This window comes from Streptomyces racemochromogenes, assembly GCF_044129415.1.
Taxonomy (GTDB): Bacteria; Actinomycetota; Actinomycetes; order Streptomycetales; family Streptomycetaceae; genus Streptomyces; species Streptomyces racemochromogenes_A.
This window is the reverse complement of record NZ_JBBDHD010000079.1, coordinates 1-15,263: the sequence shown is the minus strand read 5'-3', so window position 1 is coordinate 15,263 and position 15,263 is coordinate 1. Positions and strand designations below refer to the sequence as shown.

Annotated in this window: 12 protein-coding genes and 1 pseudogene; 4 read left to right on the top strand and 9 right to left on the bottom strand. The window is 75.6% G+C overall.

The genetic code is table 11. From position 1 onward, the window contains the following. Nucleotides 1-62 precede the first annotated feature (62 nt). Genes pdhA through WDV06_RS25185 form a run of 3 tightly spaced genes read left to right on the top strand, consistent with a single transcriptional unit; the run spans nt 63 to nt 3,528 of the window. A complete protein-coding gene (pdhA, locus tag WDV06_RS25195; protein ID WP_395512056.1) occupies nt 63-1,196 on the top strand; it encodes a pyruvate dehydrogenase (acetyl-transferring) E1 component subunit alpha in 1,134 nt (377 codons plus the stop codon). After that, nucleotides 1,196-2,194: an alpha-ketoacid dehydrogenase subunit beta gene (locus WDV06_RS25190; protein WP_395512055.1), complete on the top strand. Its 999-nt coding sequence runs from the start codon at nt 1,196-1,198 to the stop codon at nt 2,192-2,194. Before pdhA ends, WDV06_RS25190 begins: the two co-directional genes overlap by 1 nt. Further along, nucleotides 2,194-3,528, top strand: a complete 1,335-nt coding sequence (locus WDV06_RS25185; RefSeq protein ID WP_395512054.1) for a dihydrolipoamide acetyltransferase family protein — start codon at nt 2,194-2,196, stop codon at nt 3,526-3,528. The genes WDV06_RS25190 and WDV06_RS25185 overlap by 1 nt, the downstream gene beginning before the upstream one ends. A gap of 22 nt (nt 3,529-3,550) precedes the next feature. Here the strand turns inward: WDV06_RS25185 and WDV06_RS25180 are convergent, their stop codons facing one another. Then, nucleotides 3,551-4,672 (bottom strand): FAD-dependent monooxygenase, encoded by a 1,122-nt coding sequence (locus WDV06_RS25180; RefSeq protein WP_395512053.1) that lies wholly within the window; start codon nt 4,670-4,672, stop codon nt 3,551-3,553. Between the two features lie 82 nt (nt 4,673-4,754). Here WDV06_RS25180 and WDV06_RS25175 point away from each other — a divergent pair, with 82 nt between their 5' ends. Beyond that, entirely contained in the window at nt 4,755-5,315 is a 561-nt protein-coding gene (locus WDV06_RS25175; protein WP_395512052.1) for a TetR/AcrR family transcriptional regulator, read from the top strand. Between the two features lie 80 nt (nt 5,316-5,395). Here WDV06_RS25175 and WDV06_RS25170 read toward each other — a convergent pair whose 3' ends face one another. The 8 genes and pseudogenes from WDV06_RS25170 to WDV06_RS25135 form a co-directional block, all read right to left on the bottom strand. Next, complete coding sequence (locus WDV06_RS25170; RefSeq protein ID WP_395512051.1) at nt 5,396-6,373, bottom strand: NAD(P)H-quinone oxidoreductase; 978 nt, start codon at nt 6,371-6,373, stop codon at nt 5,396-5,398. Between the two features lie 22 nt (nt 6,374-6,395). Next, nucleotides 6,396-7,496, bottom strand: coding sequence for a potassium channel family protein (locus tag WDV06_RS25165; RefSeq protein ID WP_395512050.1), 1,101 nt, complete (start codon nt 7,494-7,496; stop codon nt 6,396-6,398). Continuing rightward, the gene (locus tag WDV06_RS25160) at nt 7,484-8,779 is read right to left on the bottom strand and encodes a molybdopterin molybdotransferase MoeA (protein WP_395512049.1); all 1,296 of its coding nucleotides are present in this window, start codon (nt 8,777-8,779) and stop codon (nt 7,484-7,486) included. The genes WDV06_RS25165 and WDV06_RS25160 overlap by 13 nt, the downstream gene beginning before the upstream one ends. Further along, the gene (locus tag WDV06_RS25155; RefSeq protein ID WP_395512048.1) at nt 8,776-9,666 is read right to left on the bottom strand and encodes an NTP transferase domain-containing protein; all 891 of its coding nucleotides are present in this window, start codon (nt 9,664-9,666) and stop codon (nt 8,776-8,778) included. The genes WDV06_RS25160 and WDV06_RS25155 overlap by 4 nt, the downstream gene beginning before the upstream one ends. 528 nt (nt 9,667-10,194) lie before the next feature. After that, nucleotides 10,195-10,737 carry a bacterial proteasome activator family protein gene (locus WDV06_RS25150; protein WP_395512047.1) on the bottom strand — a complete coding sequence of 181 codons (543 nt, stop codon included), beginning with the start codon at nt 10,735-10,737 and terminating at the stop codon, nt 10,195-10,197. Between the two features lie 82 nt (nt 10,738-10,819). Further along, nucleotides 10,820-13,579, bottom strand: coding sequence for an FtsX-like permease family protein (locus WDV06_RS25145; protein WP_395512072.1), 2,760 nt, complete (start codon nt 13,577-13,579; stop codon nt 10,820-10,822). Nucleotides 13,580-13,680: 101 nt separating this feature from the next. Continuing rightward, nucleotides 13,681-14,397, bottom strand: a complete 717-nt coding sequence (locus tag WDV06_RS25140) for an ABC transporter ATP-binding protein (protein WP_395512046.1) — start codon at nt 14,395-14,397, stop codon at nt 13,681-13,683. 190 nt (nt 14,398-14,587) lie between these two features. After that, nucleotides 14,588-15,082, bottom strand: a pseudogene (locus WDV06_RS25135) (PadR family transcriptional regulator); the annotation flags it as partial. Between the last annotated feature and the right edge of the window lie 181 nt (nt 15,083-15,263).

Genomic DNA, 15,263 nt, shown 5'->3' with positions numbered 1-15,263 from the left:
ACCTCCTCCGGCTACCGCCGGGGGTACCCCAGCCCGCTTCCCACGAGGAGGTGTACGCCGCCATGACGGTCCAAGAGCTGCCCGGTGCCGGTGCGTCCCACCGTGTCACCCCGCCGCCCGCCTGGAGGCCCCGCACGGACGCCGCTCCGCTGCTCCCGGACCCCGAGCCCCACCGGGTCCTGGGCACCGCGGCCGCCGAGCACCTCGACCCCGCGCTGATGCGCCGCTACTACGCCGAGCTGGTGCGGGGCCGCCGCTACAACGCGCAGGCCACCGCGCTCACCCGGCAGGGCCGTCTCGCCGTGTACCCCTCCACCGTCGGGCAGGAGGCCGCCGAGATCGCGGCCGCGCTGGTCCTGGAGGAGCAGGACTGGCTCTTCCCCAGCTACCGCGACACCCTCGCGGCCGTGGCGCGCGGACTGGACCCCGTCCAGGCGCTGACGCTGCTGCGCGGCGACTGGCACACCGGCTACGACCCGCGCGAGCACCGCATAGCCCCCCTCTGCACCCCGCTCGCCACCCAGCTCCCGCACGCGGTCGGCGTGGCGCACGCCGCGCGGCTGCGCGGGGACGAGGTCGTGGCGCTCGCCATGGTCGGCGACGGCGGCACCAGCGAGGGCGACTTCCACGAGGCGCTGAACTTCGCGGCCGTCTGGCAGGCCCCGGTGGTCTTCCTCGTCCAGAACAACGGCTTCGCCATCTCCGTACCGCTCGCCAAGCAGACGGCCGCCCCGACCCTGGCCCACAAGGCCGTGGGGTACGGGATGCCCGGCCGCCTGGTCGACGGCAACGACGTCGCCGCCCTGCACGAGGTCCTCACCGAGGCCGTGCACCGGGCGCGCTCGGGCGGCGGCCCGACCCTGATCGAGGCCGTCACCTACCGGATGGAGGCCCACACGAACGCCGACGACGCGACCCGCTACCGCTCGGACTCCGAGGTCGAGGCCTGGAAGGCGCACGACCCCGTCGAGCTGCTGGAGCGCGAGCTGACCGGGCGCGGCTGGCTGGACGAGACCGGCATCCGGGAGGCGCGCGAGGCGGCCGAGGCGATGGCGGCGGACCTGCGCGAGCGGATGAACGCCGACCCCGTCATCGACCCGATGGACCTCTTCGCGCACGTCTACGCGGAGCAGACCGGCAGGCTGCGCGAGCAGGCCGCCATGCTGCGCGCCGAGCTGGAAGCGGAGGGAGAGTGATGACGACCGTTGCCGCGAAGCCCGCGACGATGGCGCAGGCCCTGACCCGGGCCATGCGCGACGCGATGGCCGAGGACCCCGCCGTCCACGTGATGGGCGAGGACGTCGGGACGCTCGGCGGGGTCTTCCGGATCACCGACGGGCTCGCCAAGGAGTTCGGCGAGGACCGGGTCACGGACACCCCGCTCGCGGAGGCCGGCATCCTCGGCACCGCGGTCGGCATGGCCATGTACGGGCTGCGGCCCGTCGTGGAGATGCAGTTCGACGCGTTCGCCTACCCGGCGTTCGAGCAGCTCATCTCGCACGTGGCGAAGATGCGCAACCGCACCCGGGGAGCGATGCCGCTGCCGATCACCATCCGCGTGCCGTACGGCGGCGGCATCGGCGGGGTCGAGCACCACTGCGACTCCTCCGAGGCGTACTACACGGCCACGCCCGGCCTGACGGTGGTGACCCCGGCGACCGTCGAGGACGCGTACGGGCTGCTGCGGGCCTCGATCGCGAGCGACGACCCGGTGGTCTTCCTGGAGCCGAAGCGGCTCTACTGGTCCAAGGCGCAGTGGTCGCCGGACGCGCCGGCGGCCGTCCCCGGGATCGGCACGGCGCTGGTCCGGCGGCCGGGCACGAGCGCCACCCTGATCACGTACGGACCCTCGCTGCCGGTCTGCCTGGAGGCGGCCGAGGCGGCGCGCGAGGAGGGCTGGGACCTGGAGGTCGTCGACCTGCGCTCGCTCGTCCCCTTCGACGAGGAGACGGTCGTCGCCTCCGTACGGCGCACCGGCCGCGCGGTGGTGGTCCACGAGGCCGGCGGCTTCGGCGGGCCGGGCGCGGAGATCGCCGCCCGGGTGACGGAGCGCTGCTTCCACCACCTGGAGGCGCCGGTGCTGCGGGTGACCGGCTTCGACATCCCGTATCCGCCGCCGATGCTGGAGAAGCACCACCTGCCCGGTGTGGAGCGGATCCTGGACGCGGTGGCCCGCCTGCAGTGGGAGAACTGATGCCGCAGGTCATGGAATTCAAGCTGCCGGACCTCGGTGAGGGGCTGACCGAGGCCGAGATCGTGCGGTGGCTGGTCGCGGTGGGCGACGTCGTCGCCATCGACCAGCCGGTCGTCGAGGTCGAGACGGCCAAGGCGATGGTGGAGGTGCCCTGCCCGTACGGAGGCGTGGTCACCGCCCGGTTCGGCGAGGAGGGCGAGGAACTGCCGGTCGGCGCCCCGCTGATCACGGTGGCGGTGGGGGCGGAGTCCGCGCCCGCCGGGTCCGCGCAGGCACCGGTCGTCCAGGCGGATGCCGAAGGCTCCGCGAACGCGCCCCGGCCGCTGATCGGGTACGGCTCGGACCACTCCCGCCCGGCGCGCCGGCGGCGGGTGCGGCCCGTCACCGCCGCGGTGTCGGCGCCCGTCGTGGCACCCGTCGCGGCGGCTCCGGCCCCCGTGGCTCCGGCGGTACCCGCCGGGCCGGTGCCCGTCATCTCGCCGCTGGTGCGCAAGCTGGCCCGGGACAACGGGGTCGACCTGCGGGCGCTGCGCGGATCCGGGCCGGAGGGCCTGATCCTGCGGGCCGATGTGGAAGCCGTGCTCCGGGCCCCCGCGCCCGTGGCCGCCCCCGCGCCGCCTGCCGCCCCCGCGGCGGTGGCCGCGCAGGGCGAGCGGATCCCCCTCAAGGGCCTGCGCGGCGCGGTGGCGGAGAAGCTCTCGCGCAGCCGGCGCGAGATCCCCGAGGCCACCTGCTGGGTCGACGCGGACGCCACCGAGCTGATGGCGGCGCGGGCCGCGATGAACGCGGTGGAGGGCCCGAAGATCTCGGTGCTCGCGCTGCTGGCCCGGATCTGCACGGCCGCGCTGGCACGGTACCCGGAGCTCAACTCCACGGTGGACCTCGCGGCGAACGAGATCGTCCGGCTGCCGGCCGTCCACCTGGGCTTCGCCGCGCAGACCGAGCGCGGGCTGATGGTCCCGGTCGTACGCGACGCGCAGAGCCGCAGTCCGGAGTCCCTGTCGGCGGAGTTCGCCCGGCTGACGGAGCTGGCCCGGGCGGGGAAGCTGGCCCCGTCGGACCTGACGGGCGGGACGTTCACGCTGAACAACTACGGCGTGTTCGGGGTGGACGGCTCGACGCCGATCATCAACCACCCGGAAGCGGCGATGCTCGGGGTGGGCCGGATCATCCCGAAACCGTGGGTGTACCGGGGGGAGCTGGCCGTCCGTCAGGTCGTCCAGCTGTCGCTGACGTTCGACCACCGGGTCTGCGACGGCGGTGCGGCGGGGGGCTTCCTCCGCTACGTCGCGGACTGCGTGGAGAACCCGGCGGTGCTGCTGCGCGGCCTCTAGGAAGGCTCCCCCCGCCCCGCCGTCAGGCGGGGGGCAGGACCGGCGGGGTCCAGGCCGCCGGGCGCAGGAGGGCCCGGACGGTGGCCCCGGAAGGGGCGAGGCGGAGCGCGGTGTTGCGGGCCGACACCGCGAGGGGGTGTGCCAGGGCGTGGCCCAGGCGACCGGCCCGGCGGGCCGCTCGTGCGACCGCCTGGGCCCGCGGCCGGCGCACCGCGTCGTAGCGGGACAGCGCGGGGGCGACCGGGCCCCCGCCCGCCAGCTCCGCCGCCAGCACCACCGCGTCCTCCAGCGCCTGGCACGCCCCCTGCCCCAGGTTCGGGGTCATGGCGTGGGCCGCGTCCCCCAGCAGGGCCACCCGCCCCACGGCGTACGAGGGCAGCGGGGTCAGCAGCTCGTGGACGTCGTGGTGCAGGACGTCCTCGGGCCGGGTCGCCGCCAGCAGCGCGCCCACCTGCCCGTGCCAGTGCGCGAAGCGGCGCTCCAGTGCGGACAGCGGATCCGGGTGCCGGACTCCCGGCGGTGCCGTGAGCACGGCGTGCCATTCGGCACGGCCGTCGGCGAGGTCGATGTGCCCGAACTCCGCCCCGGGCCCCCACGTCAGCGCGAAGTCGGCGTCCGTGTCCACGGGCCCGGCGGTGATGGCGCGCAGCACCGTCGAGCCGCTGTAGACCGGTCCGGGATGGTCCGGGAAGAGCTCCGCGCGGATCCCGCTGCGGATCCCGTCCGCCGCCACGACCAGGTGGGCGTCGGCCGCGGCTTCGAGGGTTCCGGTCCCCGTCCGCAGACAGCCGGCCGGGAGGGCCTCCCGCAGCAGACGGTGGAGCACCGCGCGCGGGATGCCGGTCACCGGTGTGCCGAGGGCGCGTTCGAGGGCCCTTCCGTCCATCCGGGACAGCCAGCGGCCGTCGGGGGTGCGGGTACCACCCGTGTACTGGGGGTGGGCGGCCGCCCGGACGTCCGCGCCCACGCCCAGCGCGTCCAGCGCGCGGATCCCGTTGGCGGCGAGGGAGATCGCCGCGCCCGCGTCCTCCAGGACGGGGGCGCGTTCCAGGACTTGGACCCGCCACCCGGTGCGGTGCAGCCCGATGGCCGCCGCGAGTCCGCCGATGCCGCCGCCGACGACCAGAGCCCGTCGTGCCGTCATGCTCCCGCCCTCCCGTTTCTACACCTGTAGAAGTCCTGGGGTGGAGAATAGCCCGACGCTTCTACAGGTGTAGAAAGAGGGGGTGAGTGAAGAACGACGGACCGTGCTGGCCGACGCCGCCATCGACGTACTGGCCGACCTCGGCATGCGCGGGCTGACCCACCGCGCGGTCGACCGGGCCGCCGGGATGCCCCCCGGGACCACCTCGGCATACCTGCGCACCAGGGCCGCCCTGCTGACCGCCCTCGTACGCCGCCTCGTGGACCGGGACCAGGCCGAGCTGCAGGCAGCCGGGGAACACACCCCGCTGCCGCTCACCCCCGCCGCGCTCGCCGACGGGCTCGCCGCGCTCACCGCCGCCCGGCTCACCGGGGAGGGGCGGCGGCGTTCACTGGCCCGGTACGCGTGCGTGCTGGAGAGCGTCCGGGACCCGGAGCTGCGCGAGATCCTCGTCCCGCGCGAGAACGCCGGGCGGGACGCCGTACGCGCCTTCCTGGCCGCACACGGCGTCCCCGACCCGGAGACGCGCACCCTCACCCTGCTCGCCTGCGTCGACGGGCTGGTGCTCGAACACCTGCCGACCGGAGCCCGCGAGGTCCCCCGCGAGGCGCTGGAGGGCCTGGTCGCCGCGGCCCTCCGCTGAGCCGCGGCACCACCTCGGAACGCCGGGAAGCCGGACCCCGGAAGCCGGACCCCGGACGCCGGACGCCGGAACGCCGGGGGTCAGAACGTCAGCAGCAGCTTGCCCACGTGGGAGCTGGACTCCAGGACGCGGTGGGCCTCGGCGGCCTCGGCGACGGGGTAGGACGCGTGCACCACCGGACGGACCCGGCCGGACTCGACCAGGGGCCACACGTGCTCCCGTACGGCCGCGATGATGGCCGCCTTCTCCTCCAGCGGACGGGCCCGCAGCGAGGTCGCCGTGATGGCCCCCCGCTTCGCCAGGAGCAGCCGCAGGTCCAGCTCCGCCTTCACCCCGCCCTGGAAGCCGATCACGGCGAGCCGGCCGTTCACGGCCAGCGCCTGCAGGTTCCGCGCGAGGTACTTCGCGCCCATGATGTCCAGGATCACGTCCGCGCCGGCTCCGCCGGTCGCGGCCTTCAGCTCCTCCACGAAGTCCTGTTCGCGGTAGTCGATCAGGATGTCCGCGCCCAGCTCCGCGCAGCGGGCCAGCTTCTCCTTGCCGCCCGCCGTCACCGCCACCCGCGCGCCCACGGCCTTGCCCAGCTGGACCGCCATGGTGCCGATGCCGCTCGCACCGCCGTGCACCAGCAGGGTCTCGCCCGGCCGCAGCCCCGCGACCATGAACACGTTGGACCACACCGTCGCGACGACCTCCGGCAGCGCCGCCGCCTCCACCAGGCCCACGCCCCGCGGGACCGGCAGCAGCTGGCCCGCCGGAACGGCGACCTTCTGCGCGTACCCGCCGCCCGACAGCAGCGCGCACACCTCGTCGCCCACCGCCCAGCCGGACACCCCCGGGCCCAGGGCCGCGATGCGTCCGGAACACTCCAGGCCGGGATAGGGCGAAGCCCCCGGCGGCGGATCGTAGAAGCCCTGCCGCTGCAGGACGTCGGCGCGGTTCACGGCGCTCGCCGCGACCTCGACGAGCACCTCGCCCTCGCCCGCCACCGGATCGGGTACGTCGGCCCAGACGAGGGCCTCGGGGCCGCCCGGCTGTTCGATGGTGATCGCATGCATGGCCCGGAATCTACCGCGCCCGCTACTGCCCGGTCCCGAACGTGACCTGAGGGGTCGTCGGGGGTGTGGCCCGGACGATGGTGATCAGCCGGTCCGTCAGCTGGAGGGGGCTCGCGAGCGGGTCGTCGTACGGGAGCAGCCGGTGCCCGCGCACCACGCTGACCACCAGGTCGTCCGTCTCCCGTACGCCCCGGCCGACCTCGGCCCGGTGCACGGGCCGCTCGATCAGGTCCAGCCCGCTGCCCTGGTGGATCAGGTCCTCCATCACCGCGCCCGCCCTCGGGCTGAGCACGGACAGCCCCAGCAGCCGTCCCGCCGCGCTCGCGCTGGTGATGACGGCGTCCGCGCCGGACTGCTTCAGCAGCGGCGCGTTCTCCTCCTCGCGGACCGCTGTCACGATCTTCGCGCCCCGGTTGAGCTGCCGGGCCGTCAGGGTGACCAGCACCGCGGTGTCGTCCCGCTGGGTCGCGATGATGACCTGACGGGCCTTCTGGAGCTCGGCGCGCAGCAGCACTTCGGAACGGGTCGCGTCGCCGACGACCCCCGTGAACCCCTCCGAGTTGGCCATGTCGATGACCTTGGCGCTGGGATCGACGATGACGACCTGCTCCTTCGGGAGGCCCGTCGCCAGCAGCGTCTGGAGCGCCGAGCGGCCCTTGGTGCCGAAGCCGACGACGACCGTGTGCTCGCGCAAGTTCTTCCTCCAGCGGTTCAACCGCCACTCTTCGCGGGTGCGTTCGGTCAGGACCTCCAGGGTGGTGCCGACCAGGATGATCAGGAACAGCACGCGCAGCGGCGTGATCAGCAGGACGTTGACCAGCCGCGCGCCGTCGCCGTACGGGACGATGTCGCCGTAACCGGTCGTCGACAGGGTGACGGTCGCGTAGTAGACGCAGTCGAGGAAGCCGACCTTGCCGTTGGCGTTGTCGTGGTAGCCCTCGCGGTCGAGCCACACGATCAGGACCGTCAGACAGAGCACGAACAGCGCCATCAGCAGCCGTCGCGCGACCTGGCGCAGTGGCCTTTCCACCACCCGCTTGGGCAGTTCGACGCGCCGTGCGACGAGCTTCTCGCCGGCGTCGCGTGCCATCGCGTCCTGGCCGTGGAGTTTCACGTGAAACATCCCCCGGCGGCCCACGGCAGGTCGAGGACCTCCAGCTCCTGCCCGCTGCGCGCACCGTGCGGCGGTACGACGGCCAGCGCGTCGGCGGCGGCCACTCCGCGCAGCATCGCCGGGCCGTTGTAGCGCAGCGGTACGGCGTGCTCGTCGGTCAGCAGGACCGGCACCAGCCGGGTGTCGTACGGGTGCCCCGGCACGTCGCCCTGGACCGGCACGGCGTAGCGGGGGCGCTGGCGGCGGCCGGCGAGGGCGCGCAGCAGCGGCTCGGCGAGGGTCAGCAGGCCCGACACGGCGGCGAGGGGGTTGCCGGGCAGCCCGACCACGAGGCGGCCGTCCGCGCGGTCACCGAGGCGGGCCAGCAGCATCGGGTGGCCGGGGCGTACGGCGACCCCGTCCACGAGCAGCTCGGCGCCCGCCCGCTCCAGGACGGGGTGGACGTGGTCGACGGGCCCGGAGGCGGTGCCGCCGGTGGTGACGACCACGTCGGCGGTGGAGCCGGTGACCGCCTGGAAGAGGGCCTCGGCGCCGGCCGGGTCGTCGCCGAGCCGGCGGGTGGAGACGACCTCGGATCCCACGCGGGTGATCCAGGGACCGAGCATGGGGCTCAGGGCGTCGCGGATCAGGCCGTCGTGGGGAAGGCCCTCGGTGAGCAGCTCGTCTCCGAGGACGAGGATCTCCACGCGCGGCCGTGGCCGGGTGACGAGCTCGTCGTACCCGGCGGCCGCGGCCAGGCCGAGGACGGCGGGGGTGACGAGCGAGCCGGCCGGGAGCAGCGGGTCCCCGGAGCGGCACTCCTGGCCGCGCGGGCGGATGTCCTGGCCGGTGCCGACGGGCCGGGTGGCGTACAACTGGCCGCCCGACTCGCGGGCGTGCTCGCTGCGGATCACGGCGGTGGCATCGGCGGGGATCCGGGCGCCCGTGGCGATCCGTACGGCCTCGCCGTCGGCCAGGGGCGCGGGGGAGGCGCCGCCGGTGCCGCCGGCGAGGATCCCGTCCCCGGGGCGGACGGCCCAGGGGCCGGGTCCGGCGACGGCCCAGCCGTCCATGGCGGAGGTGTCGAAGGACGGCAGGTCGCCGAGGGCGTCCAGGGAGGTGGCCAGTACCTCGCCGAGCGCGTCCGCGAGGGCCACCCGGTGGGTGCGGGCCCGGACGGTGGTGCCGGCCAGCGCGGCGGTCTCCCGGGCGCGCTGCCAGGGACTGGCCCGGTGGCCCTCCTCGGGGGTGGTCGTGCGGTTCACGAGGGCGAGGGCCTCGTCCAGGGCGCCGTCGGCGTCGGTACGGGTCATGGAGAGCCGTTCCCCTCGGGGTCGGTGGGCTCGGGGGCGAGGGACTCGGCTTCGGCCGCCCAGCGCAGGGCCAGGTCGGCGGCCTTCCGCGAAGCCTCCGCGACGGCCCGGGCCGGGTCGGCGCCGGCCGCCTCGGCGCGGGCGGCGGCGTAGCCCACGAGGAAGGTCGTCAGCGGCGCGGCGGGCCGGGCGACACCGTGGGCGGCGTCACGGGCGAGGTCGAGCAGCGTCTTGGTGTCGACGTCGATGTCGATGCCGAGCTCGTTCTTGGCGGCGTTGATCCATTGGTCCAGCACGTTCCCATGCTCCCTGATCCGGGCACGGGCCGTCGCCAGGTCCTCCCAGGTGTCGCAGTCGAAGGAGGCGAGTGGCGCAGCGGGGGTGACCCGGACCAGTTCCAGCTCGGCGGTGAGCGCGCGCAGGGGCAGGCCGTGGAGGGTGCCGTGCTCGGTGGCGAGCAGGGCGATCTCGCGGCGCAGGGGTTCGGCGCGGTAGGCGGCGACGAGGGGCTGATCGCGGCCGCCGGGGTCCTTGAGCAGGGCCCCGTCGCCCGGGCCGGCGGCGGCCGCGGCGAGCAGGGCGCGGACGGTGTCCCCGTCGAGGAAGGGGAGGTCGGCGGAGAGCACGAGGACCAGCGCGGCGGTCGTCCGCCGCAGGCCGGCGTGGAGCGCGGCCACCGGGCCGCCGCCGGGCGGGGCCTCAAGGGTCCAGTCGACCGGGCGGGCGGTGGGCCTGCGGCTGCCGACGACCACCGTGGCGGCGGCGTCGGGGCAGGCCGCCAGGACGCGGTCGAGGAGGGTGCGGCCGCCCACCGGGAGGGTGGGTTTGTCGGCACCCCCGAGGCGTCGGGCGGCTCCGCCGGCCAGGACGATGGCGTCGTAGCTCATGCCCTTGAGTATGCGCGGGCCTTGTCCCACTCCGTGGGGGCCGCTTACCCGGTGCTTACGCGGGCCCGGCGGGTGGCTGTGGCTGTGGCTGTGGGTGCGGGTGTGCCGCTGCGCGGAGCCGCCTCCCCGCCCCGCCCTTTCTCCGTTTCCACCTCAGGCGCCGGTGGGGCTGCAAAGACCCGGGGCTCCGCCCCGGACCCCGCGCCTCAAACGCCAGCGGGGCTGAAACGACCAGGCGCCGGTGGGGCCCGGAACGGCCGGGCGTCGGCGGGGCCCGGAACGGTCGGGGGCCGGTGGGGCCGGACGGCCGGGCGTCGGCGGGGCCCGGAACGGTCGGGGGCCGGTGGGGCCCGGAACGGCCGGGCGTCGGCGGGACCCGGAACGGCCGGGGGCCGGCGGGGCCGGTACGGCCGGGCGTCGGCGGGGCCCGGAACGGTCGGGGGCCGGTGGGGCTGGGACGGCCGGGGCCGGCGGGGCCCGGAACGGCCGGGGGCCGGCGGGGCTGGGGGGCGCCGCCGGCGTTCGGGGTTACAGGTACGGGCCGGAGCGGATGGCTCCGTGGGGGCCGCCTTCGTCTTCGTCGTCGTGGGGACCGCCCGGAGGCAACGCGCGGCGCATCTGCTCCAGTTGGGCCCGGGCCGCCATCTGCTGGGCGAACAGGGCGGTCTGGATGCCGTGGAAGAGGCCTTCCAGCCACCCCACCAACTGCGCCTGTGCGATCCGCAGTTCCGCCTCGGACGGGACCGCTTCCTCCGTGAACGGGAGGGAGAGGCGCTCCAGTTCCTCGACCAGCTCCGGAGCCAGGCCGTCTTCCAGTTCCTTCACCGACGCCGCGTGGATGTCCTTGAGACGGACCCGGCTGGCCTCGTCCAGAGGTGCGGCGCGGACCTCTTCCAGAAGTTGCTTGATCATGCTGCCGATCCGCATGACCTTGGCGGGCTGTTCGACCATCTCCGTCACCGGGACCTCGCGCGACTCGTCATCGGCGCCGCCGACCGCCTTCCCGTCCTGTCCCACGATCAGGACGTGCGGGGGACTGTCCTGCGACCGTTCACTCCTCGGCATCTCCATGCCGTCATTCTCTCGCACGCCTTCGTTCTCACACGGTGTGCCCCCGCACGGGCGTGATCCAACCTGTGCGGGGGCGGCAACGTCATCCCGCCGCGCGGCGGGCCAGGGCGCCGCTCGATCTGGTGACCGCGGCGGCCAGCAGCGCCGCGCCCAGGGGCACGAGGACGAGGAGCCCGGCGAGGGTGTCCCAGGGGATGGCGATCGGGACGTAGAGGGTCTCGTCGGGGGCGGAGTAGCCGGCCTCGATGCTGTGCTGCAGCAGGGACCGCTGTTCGCGTTCCTGGGTCAGGCGCAGGCCGACCGCCGGCAGGACGCCCGCCGCCGAGCCGAGGACGACGCCCATCAGGGCCACCACCCCGCACTGGAAGCCGCTGAGGGTGCGCCGCACGCGCGGAGCCGCGCCGACCGCCGCCAGGGTCTTCAGGTCGGCCTCGGAGTCCGCCTGGGCCAGGCCGGTCGCGATGCCGGCCGCGCCGATGGTGACCAGCCCCGCGAACACGGCGAGGGCCAGCACGCCGATGGTGCTGTCGCCCCGGTAGCCGCGTTCGATCGTGACGCGGACGTCGGCGCCGATCCGGTCGATCTCACCGTCCAGCCGCTGCCGCTGTTCGGTGGTGGCGGCCGTCTCCAGGCTGAAGTAGGCGCCGACCGGGGCCGTGGCGATGCCGGCGGCCTGCGCGGCGGCAGGGGGCAGGACGACGGACACGCCCCAGGATTCGACGCCCGCGGGCGCCTGGTGGACGGCGAGGACCTTGTCCTGGCCGGGCAGTTCGGCGTGGACCGCGGCCGCCTTCTGCGCGGCGACGGGGTCGGTGACGACCCTGAGGGTGATCTTCCCGTCCTTCACCGCGCGGTGGTCGAAGGCGACCGGCCGTCCCGCCTTGAGGGCGGCCATCGACCCCGGGTCCGTGACGGCCAGGACCCGCAGGAGATTCTCGTCCGCCACGAGCGTCTCGAACGAGGAGCCCGGGCGGCGCGGGAGCGCGCAGCGCGGGTCCTGGCGCAGCTTCCTGGCCTCTTCCTTCGGGAAGTCGGCGGGGCCGTGTTCGGACTCGTACAGCGGGCAGCGCTGTTCCTTCGGGATGATGAGCTCGACCCGCCCGCAGCCCGGCGACGTCGAGAACGCCTCGCAGTTCGGATTGCCGGCCACCAGGCGGTCCACGTCGGCCCGTACCGCCACCGGCAGGGTCCGCCCGAGGATCTCGCGGGCCGCCGGGACCTCCCGGTGGGAGCCGTTGTCGTTGGCGCTCAGCAGGCCCGTGCCGTCCGGGAGTTCGGCGACGTACTCGTGGCGCGCCTGCACGTCCCGGCTGTGCTGGTACGTGGACACCGCGACGGTACCGGCGACGGCGGCCAGCACGGCGGCCACGGCCGGGGCCGTGCGCCCCCGGTTGCGGACGGCGTCGCGCAGCGCGAGCCGCGGCGACAGCGGCAGCCACCGGCCCAGCCGCCCGAACAGGCCCACCAGCAGCGGCGTGAGGGCGACCACGCCCAGCTCGGCGAGGGCACTGCCGGCGGCGACCAGGTTGGGGCTGACCCGGTAGCGGGTCCCGTAGAGGGCGATCGCGACGCCGCCGGCCACGGCGAGCAGTCCGGCCACGGGCAGGATCCGGTTGGCGCGCCGGATGCCGCGGCGGCCGGTGAGGGAGGCCAGGACGGTCTGGCGGGAGGCGGTGACGGCGGGGACGAACGCGGCCAGGAGGCCGGTCAGTACGGCGAGCAGGGCGATGCCGAGGAGTTCCAGTGGGCGGAAGTCGAGGGCGCCGAAGCGGATGCCGATCTTCTCTTCCAGGAGCGGCCGCAGGCCGACGGTCAGCCCCACGCCGAGCGCGCAGCCGACGACGGCGGCCGCGGCGCCGACGACCAGGCCGCCGGACAGGACGATGGCCCGGATGTGCCGGCGGTCGCCGCCGTTGGCGCCGACCAGGCCCAGCTGGCGGCGCGAGCGCCGGGCGCCGACCGCGAAGGCGGGCCCGGCGAGCAGGCAGACCTCCAGCAGGGCCAGGCCCACGACGGTGGCCACGGTGGTCTTCTCGGTGAACCGGCCGCCGTTCAGGCCCGGCTTGGCGAAGCGTCCCCGGGGCTCCTGCGCGTACAGCGGCACCTGCGCGTCGGCGGGCGGGTGCGCCACGACGGCGCGGGAGAGGACGAGCCCGCCCTTGGCGTTGGCCTCCTTGACCATGTTCCACGTGAAACCATCGCCGCCGACCTTCACGAGGAAGGAGTCCGTGACGTTCAGCCCGGTCGCGCCGGTGGGCCTCAGCGCGTTGTCGAGCGGGGCGAGAAGGGTGCCGGGCAGGGCGAGCAGTTCGTCGCGGCCCAGCTCGGAGGGCAGCTCGTACGAGCCCACGATCCGGTACGGGGCGGTGGAGCCGCGCGGGGTCACGGAGGAGCCGACGTAGAGGCCCGAGTGCTCCAGGAAGGCGGCGGTGGCGATGACCTCGCCGGGTCCGTGGGGGAGCCGGCCGCGCAGCGGGGTGAAGATGCCCTGCGTGAGCGGGTGGTGCACGTCCAGCTCGCGCAACTGAGTGTCGAGAAGGCCGTGCCGGGTGTGCACCTTGGCATCGGACGTGCTCATCCCGACGGCCTCGGCGCCGGCCGGAACAGCGGCCTTGAGCGGGGCGTCCTTCTTCTGCGGGTCGGGGTGGTAGGCGTCGTAGCCGCCGACGGGCGCGTAGCTCTCCGCGTCGGGGCGCTGGAGGATGGGCCCGTCGAGGCCCGTGGAGTCGATCCGGGCGTCCGCGGCGCCGATCCGGCGGGACAGTGCCTGCGTGGGGGTGAGTTCGGCGCTGCGCAGGGTGAGGTCGATCGCGCTGGCCCCGACGACCGGCAGGGCGAGCATCGCGAGGACGAGGGCGCTGCGGCCCTTGGCGCGCCAGGCGTCGCGGCGGGCGATGCGCAGCGCCGCGATCCAGGAGTGGTACCAGGAGGCGAGCGGGAAGGTCACAGGCCGGCCGCCCGCCCGGAGAGCAGCGAGTCGGCCTGGCTGCGCAGGGTCTCGTCGACGACGTTGCCGTCGCGCAGGAACACGACCCGGTCCGCCCAGGCGGCGAAACGGGGTTCGTGGGTGACGAGGACCCCGGCCGCGCCGGCGTCGCAGCGCAGCCGCAGCAGGGCGAGCACGGACTCGCCGGTCTCGGAGTCGAGGGCGCCGGTGGGCTCGTCGGCCAGGACCAGGCGGCGGTCGCCGACGAGGGCGCGGGCGATGGCCACGCGCTGCTGCTGGCCGCCGGACATCTCGTCGGGGAAGCGGTCGGCGAGGGAGCGCAGGCCGATCTCCTCCAGGGCCGCGAGGGCGGCGGTGCGGGCCTTGCGGGCGGAGGTCCCGTCGAGTTCGAGGGGCAGGGCCACGTTCTCGGCCGCCGTGAGGGCCGGTATGAGGTTGTAGTCCTGGAAGACGTAGCCGATGCTGCGGCGGCGCAGGGCGGCCAGCTTGCGGCGGCCCGCGGTGGTGATGTCGACGCCCTCGACCACGACCCGGCCGCTGGTGGGGGTGTCGAGCCCGCCGGCGAGGGTGAGGAGGGTGGACTTGCCGGAGCCGGAGGGGCCCATGACGGCGACGAGTTCGCCGGGGTGGACGCTGAGGTCGATCCCGCGCAGGGCGTGCACCTCGGTGGTGCCGCTGCCGTGCGTGCGGACGAGGTTCTCCAGTCGGAGCACGGGCGCGGAGGGCCGGGCCGGCTGCCCCGGGTGGGACGGATGCGACGGCTGCCCCGGGTGGAACGGATGCGACGGCTGCCCCGGGTGGGGCGCATGCGACGGCTGCCCCGGGTAGGACGGCCGGGGCGGCTGCCCCGGGTCGGAGCTGTGCTGCTGGTCGGGCATGAAGGGTCCCCCTTGGAAGGGCTGTTCAGCCCCGCCGCGTGCGGGCGGCGGGGCCGGTGGTCGGGCCGGTGGCGGCCGCCGCCTGGGGCGGCGGGGGCACCGGGAGCCCGTCGGGCGCGGGCGCGGCGCCGCCGGCCGTGCCGAGCGCGGCCAGCCGGACGAGCCGGGCCTCCGAGTGGTCGAGCCAGCGTGCTTCGGCCTCGGTCTGGAAGATCAGCTGTTCCAGCACCAGCAGCCAGGCCACGTCGTCGCGTTCGTGCGCCTGCCCGCTCTCGATGGCGGCGAGGGCCCGGGCCTTGAGCCGGGTGTAGTCCTGCATCGCCCTCACCGTGGCGTGGCGCTGGGACTGGATGACGGCGCGGATGTCCACGCCGGGCGCCCCGACGGCCATGGCCAGCTTGATGGCCAGCTCGTCGCGGGGCGGGTTGGTGCGGTCCACCGGGCGCTCGTACCAGGCGCGCAGCTCGTCGCGCCCGGGGTCGGTGATGGCGTAGAGGGTGTGCCCGGCGGCGTCCTCCCCGCCGGGGGGGGGGGGGGGGGGGGGCGGCGGGGGGGCGGGGGGGGGGGGGCGGGGGGGGGGGGGGGGGGGGGCGGGGGGGCGGGGGGGGGGGGGGGGGGGGGGGCGGGGGGGGGGGGGGGGGGGGGGGGGGGGGGGGGGGGGGGGGGGGGGGGGGGGGGGGGGGGGGGGGGGGGGGGGGGGG

What these genes read in the sequence shown, in the direction of transcription:
- WDV06_RS25170 (WP_395512051.1), bottom strand. Translation starts at nt 6,373, where the DNA reads ATGCATGCGATCACCATCGAACAGCCGGGCGGCCCCGAGGCCCTCGTC.
- WDV06_RS25185 (WP_395512054.1), top strand. Translation starts at nt 2,194, where the DNA reads ATGCCGCAGGTCATGGAATTCAAGCTGCCGGACCTCGGTGAGGGGCTG.
- WDV06_RS25165 (WP_395512050.1), bottom strand. Translation starts at nt 7,496, where the DNA reads ATGTTTCACGTGAAACTCCACGGCCAGGACGCGATGGCACGCGACGCC.
- pdhA (WP_395512056.1), top strand. Translation starts at nt 63, where the DNA reads ATGACGGTCCAAGAGCTGCCCGGTGCCGGTGCGTCCCACCGTGTCACC.
- WDV06_RS25160 (WP_395512049.1), bottom strand. Translation starts at nt 8,779, where the DNA reads ATGACCCGTACCGACGCCGACGGCGCCCTGGACGAGGCCCTCGCCCTC.
- WDV06_RS25180 (WP_395512053.1), bottom strand. Translation starts at nt 4,672, where the DNA reads ATGACGGCACGACGGGCTCTGGTCGTCGGCGGCGGCATCGGCGGACTC.
- WDV06_RS25155 (WP_395512048.1), bottom strand. Translation starts at nt 9,666, where the DNA reads ATGAGCTACGACGCCATCGTCCTGGCCGGCGGAGCCGCCCGACGCCTC.
- WDV06_RS25150 (WP_395512047.1), bottom strand. Translation starts at nt 10,737, where the DNA reads ATGGAGATGCCGAGGAGTGAACGGTCGCAGGACAGTCCCCCGCACGTC.
- WDV06_RS25190 (WP_395512055.1), top strand. Translation starts at nt 1,196, where the DNA reads ATGACGACCGTTGCCGCGAAGCCCGCGACGATGGCGCAGGCCCTGACC.
- WDV06_RS25145 (WP_395512072.1), bottom strand. Translation starts at nt 13,579, where the DNA reads ATGCTCGCCCTGCCGGTCGTCGGGGCCAGCGCGATCGACCTCACCCTG.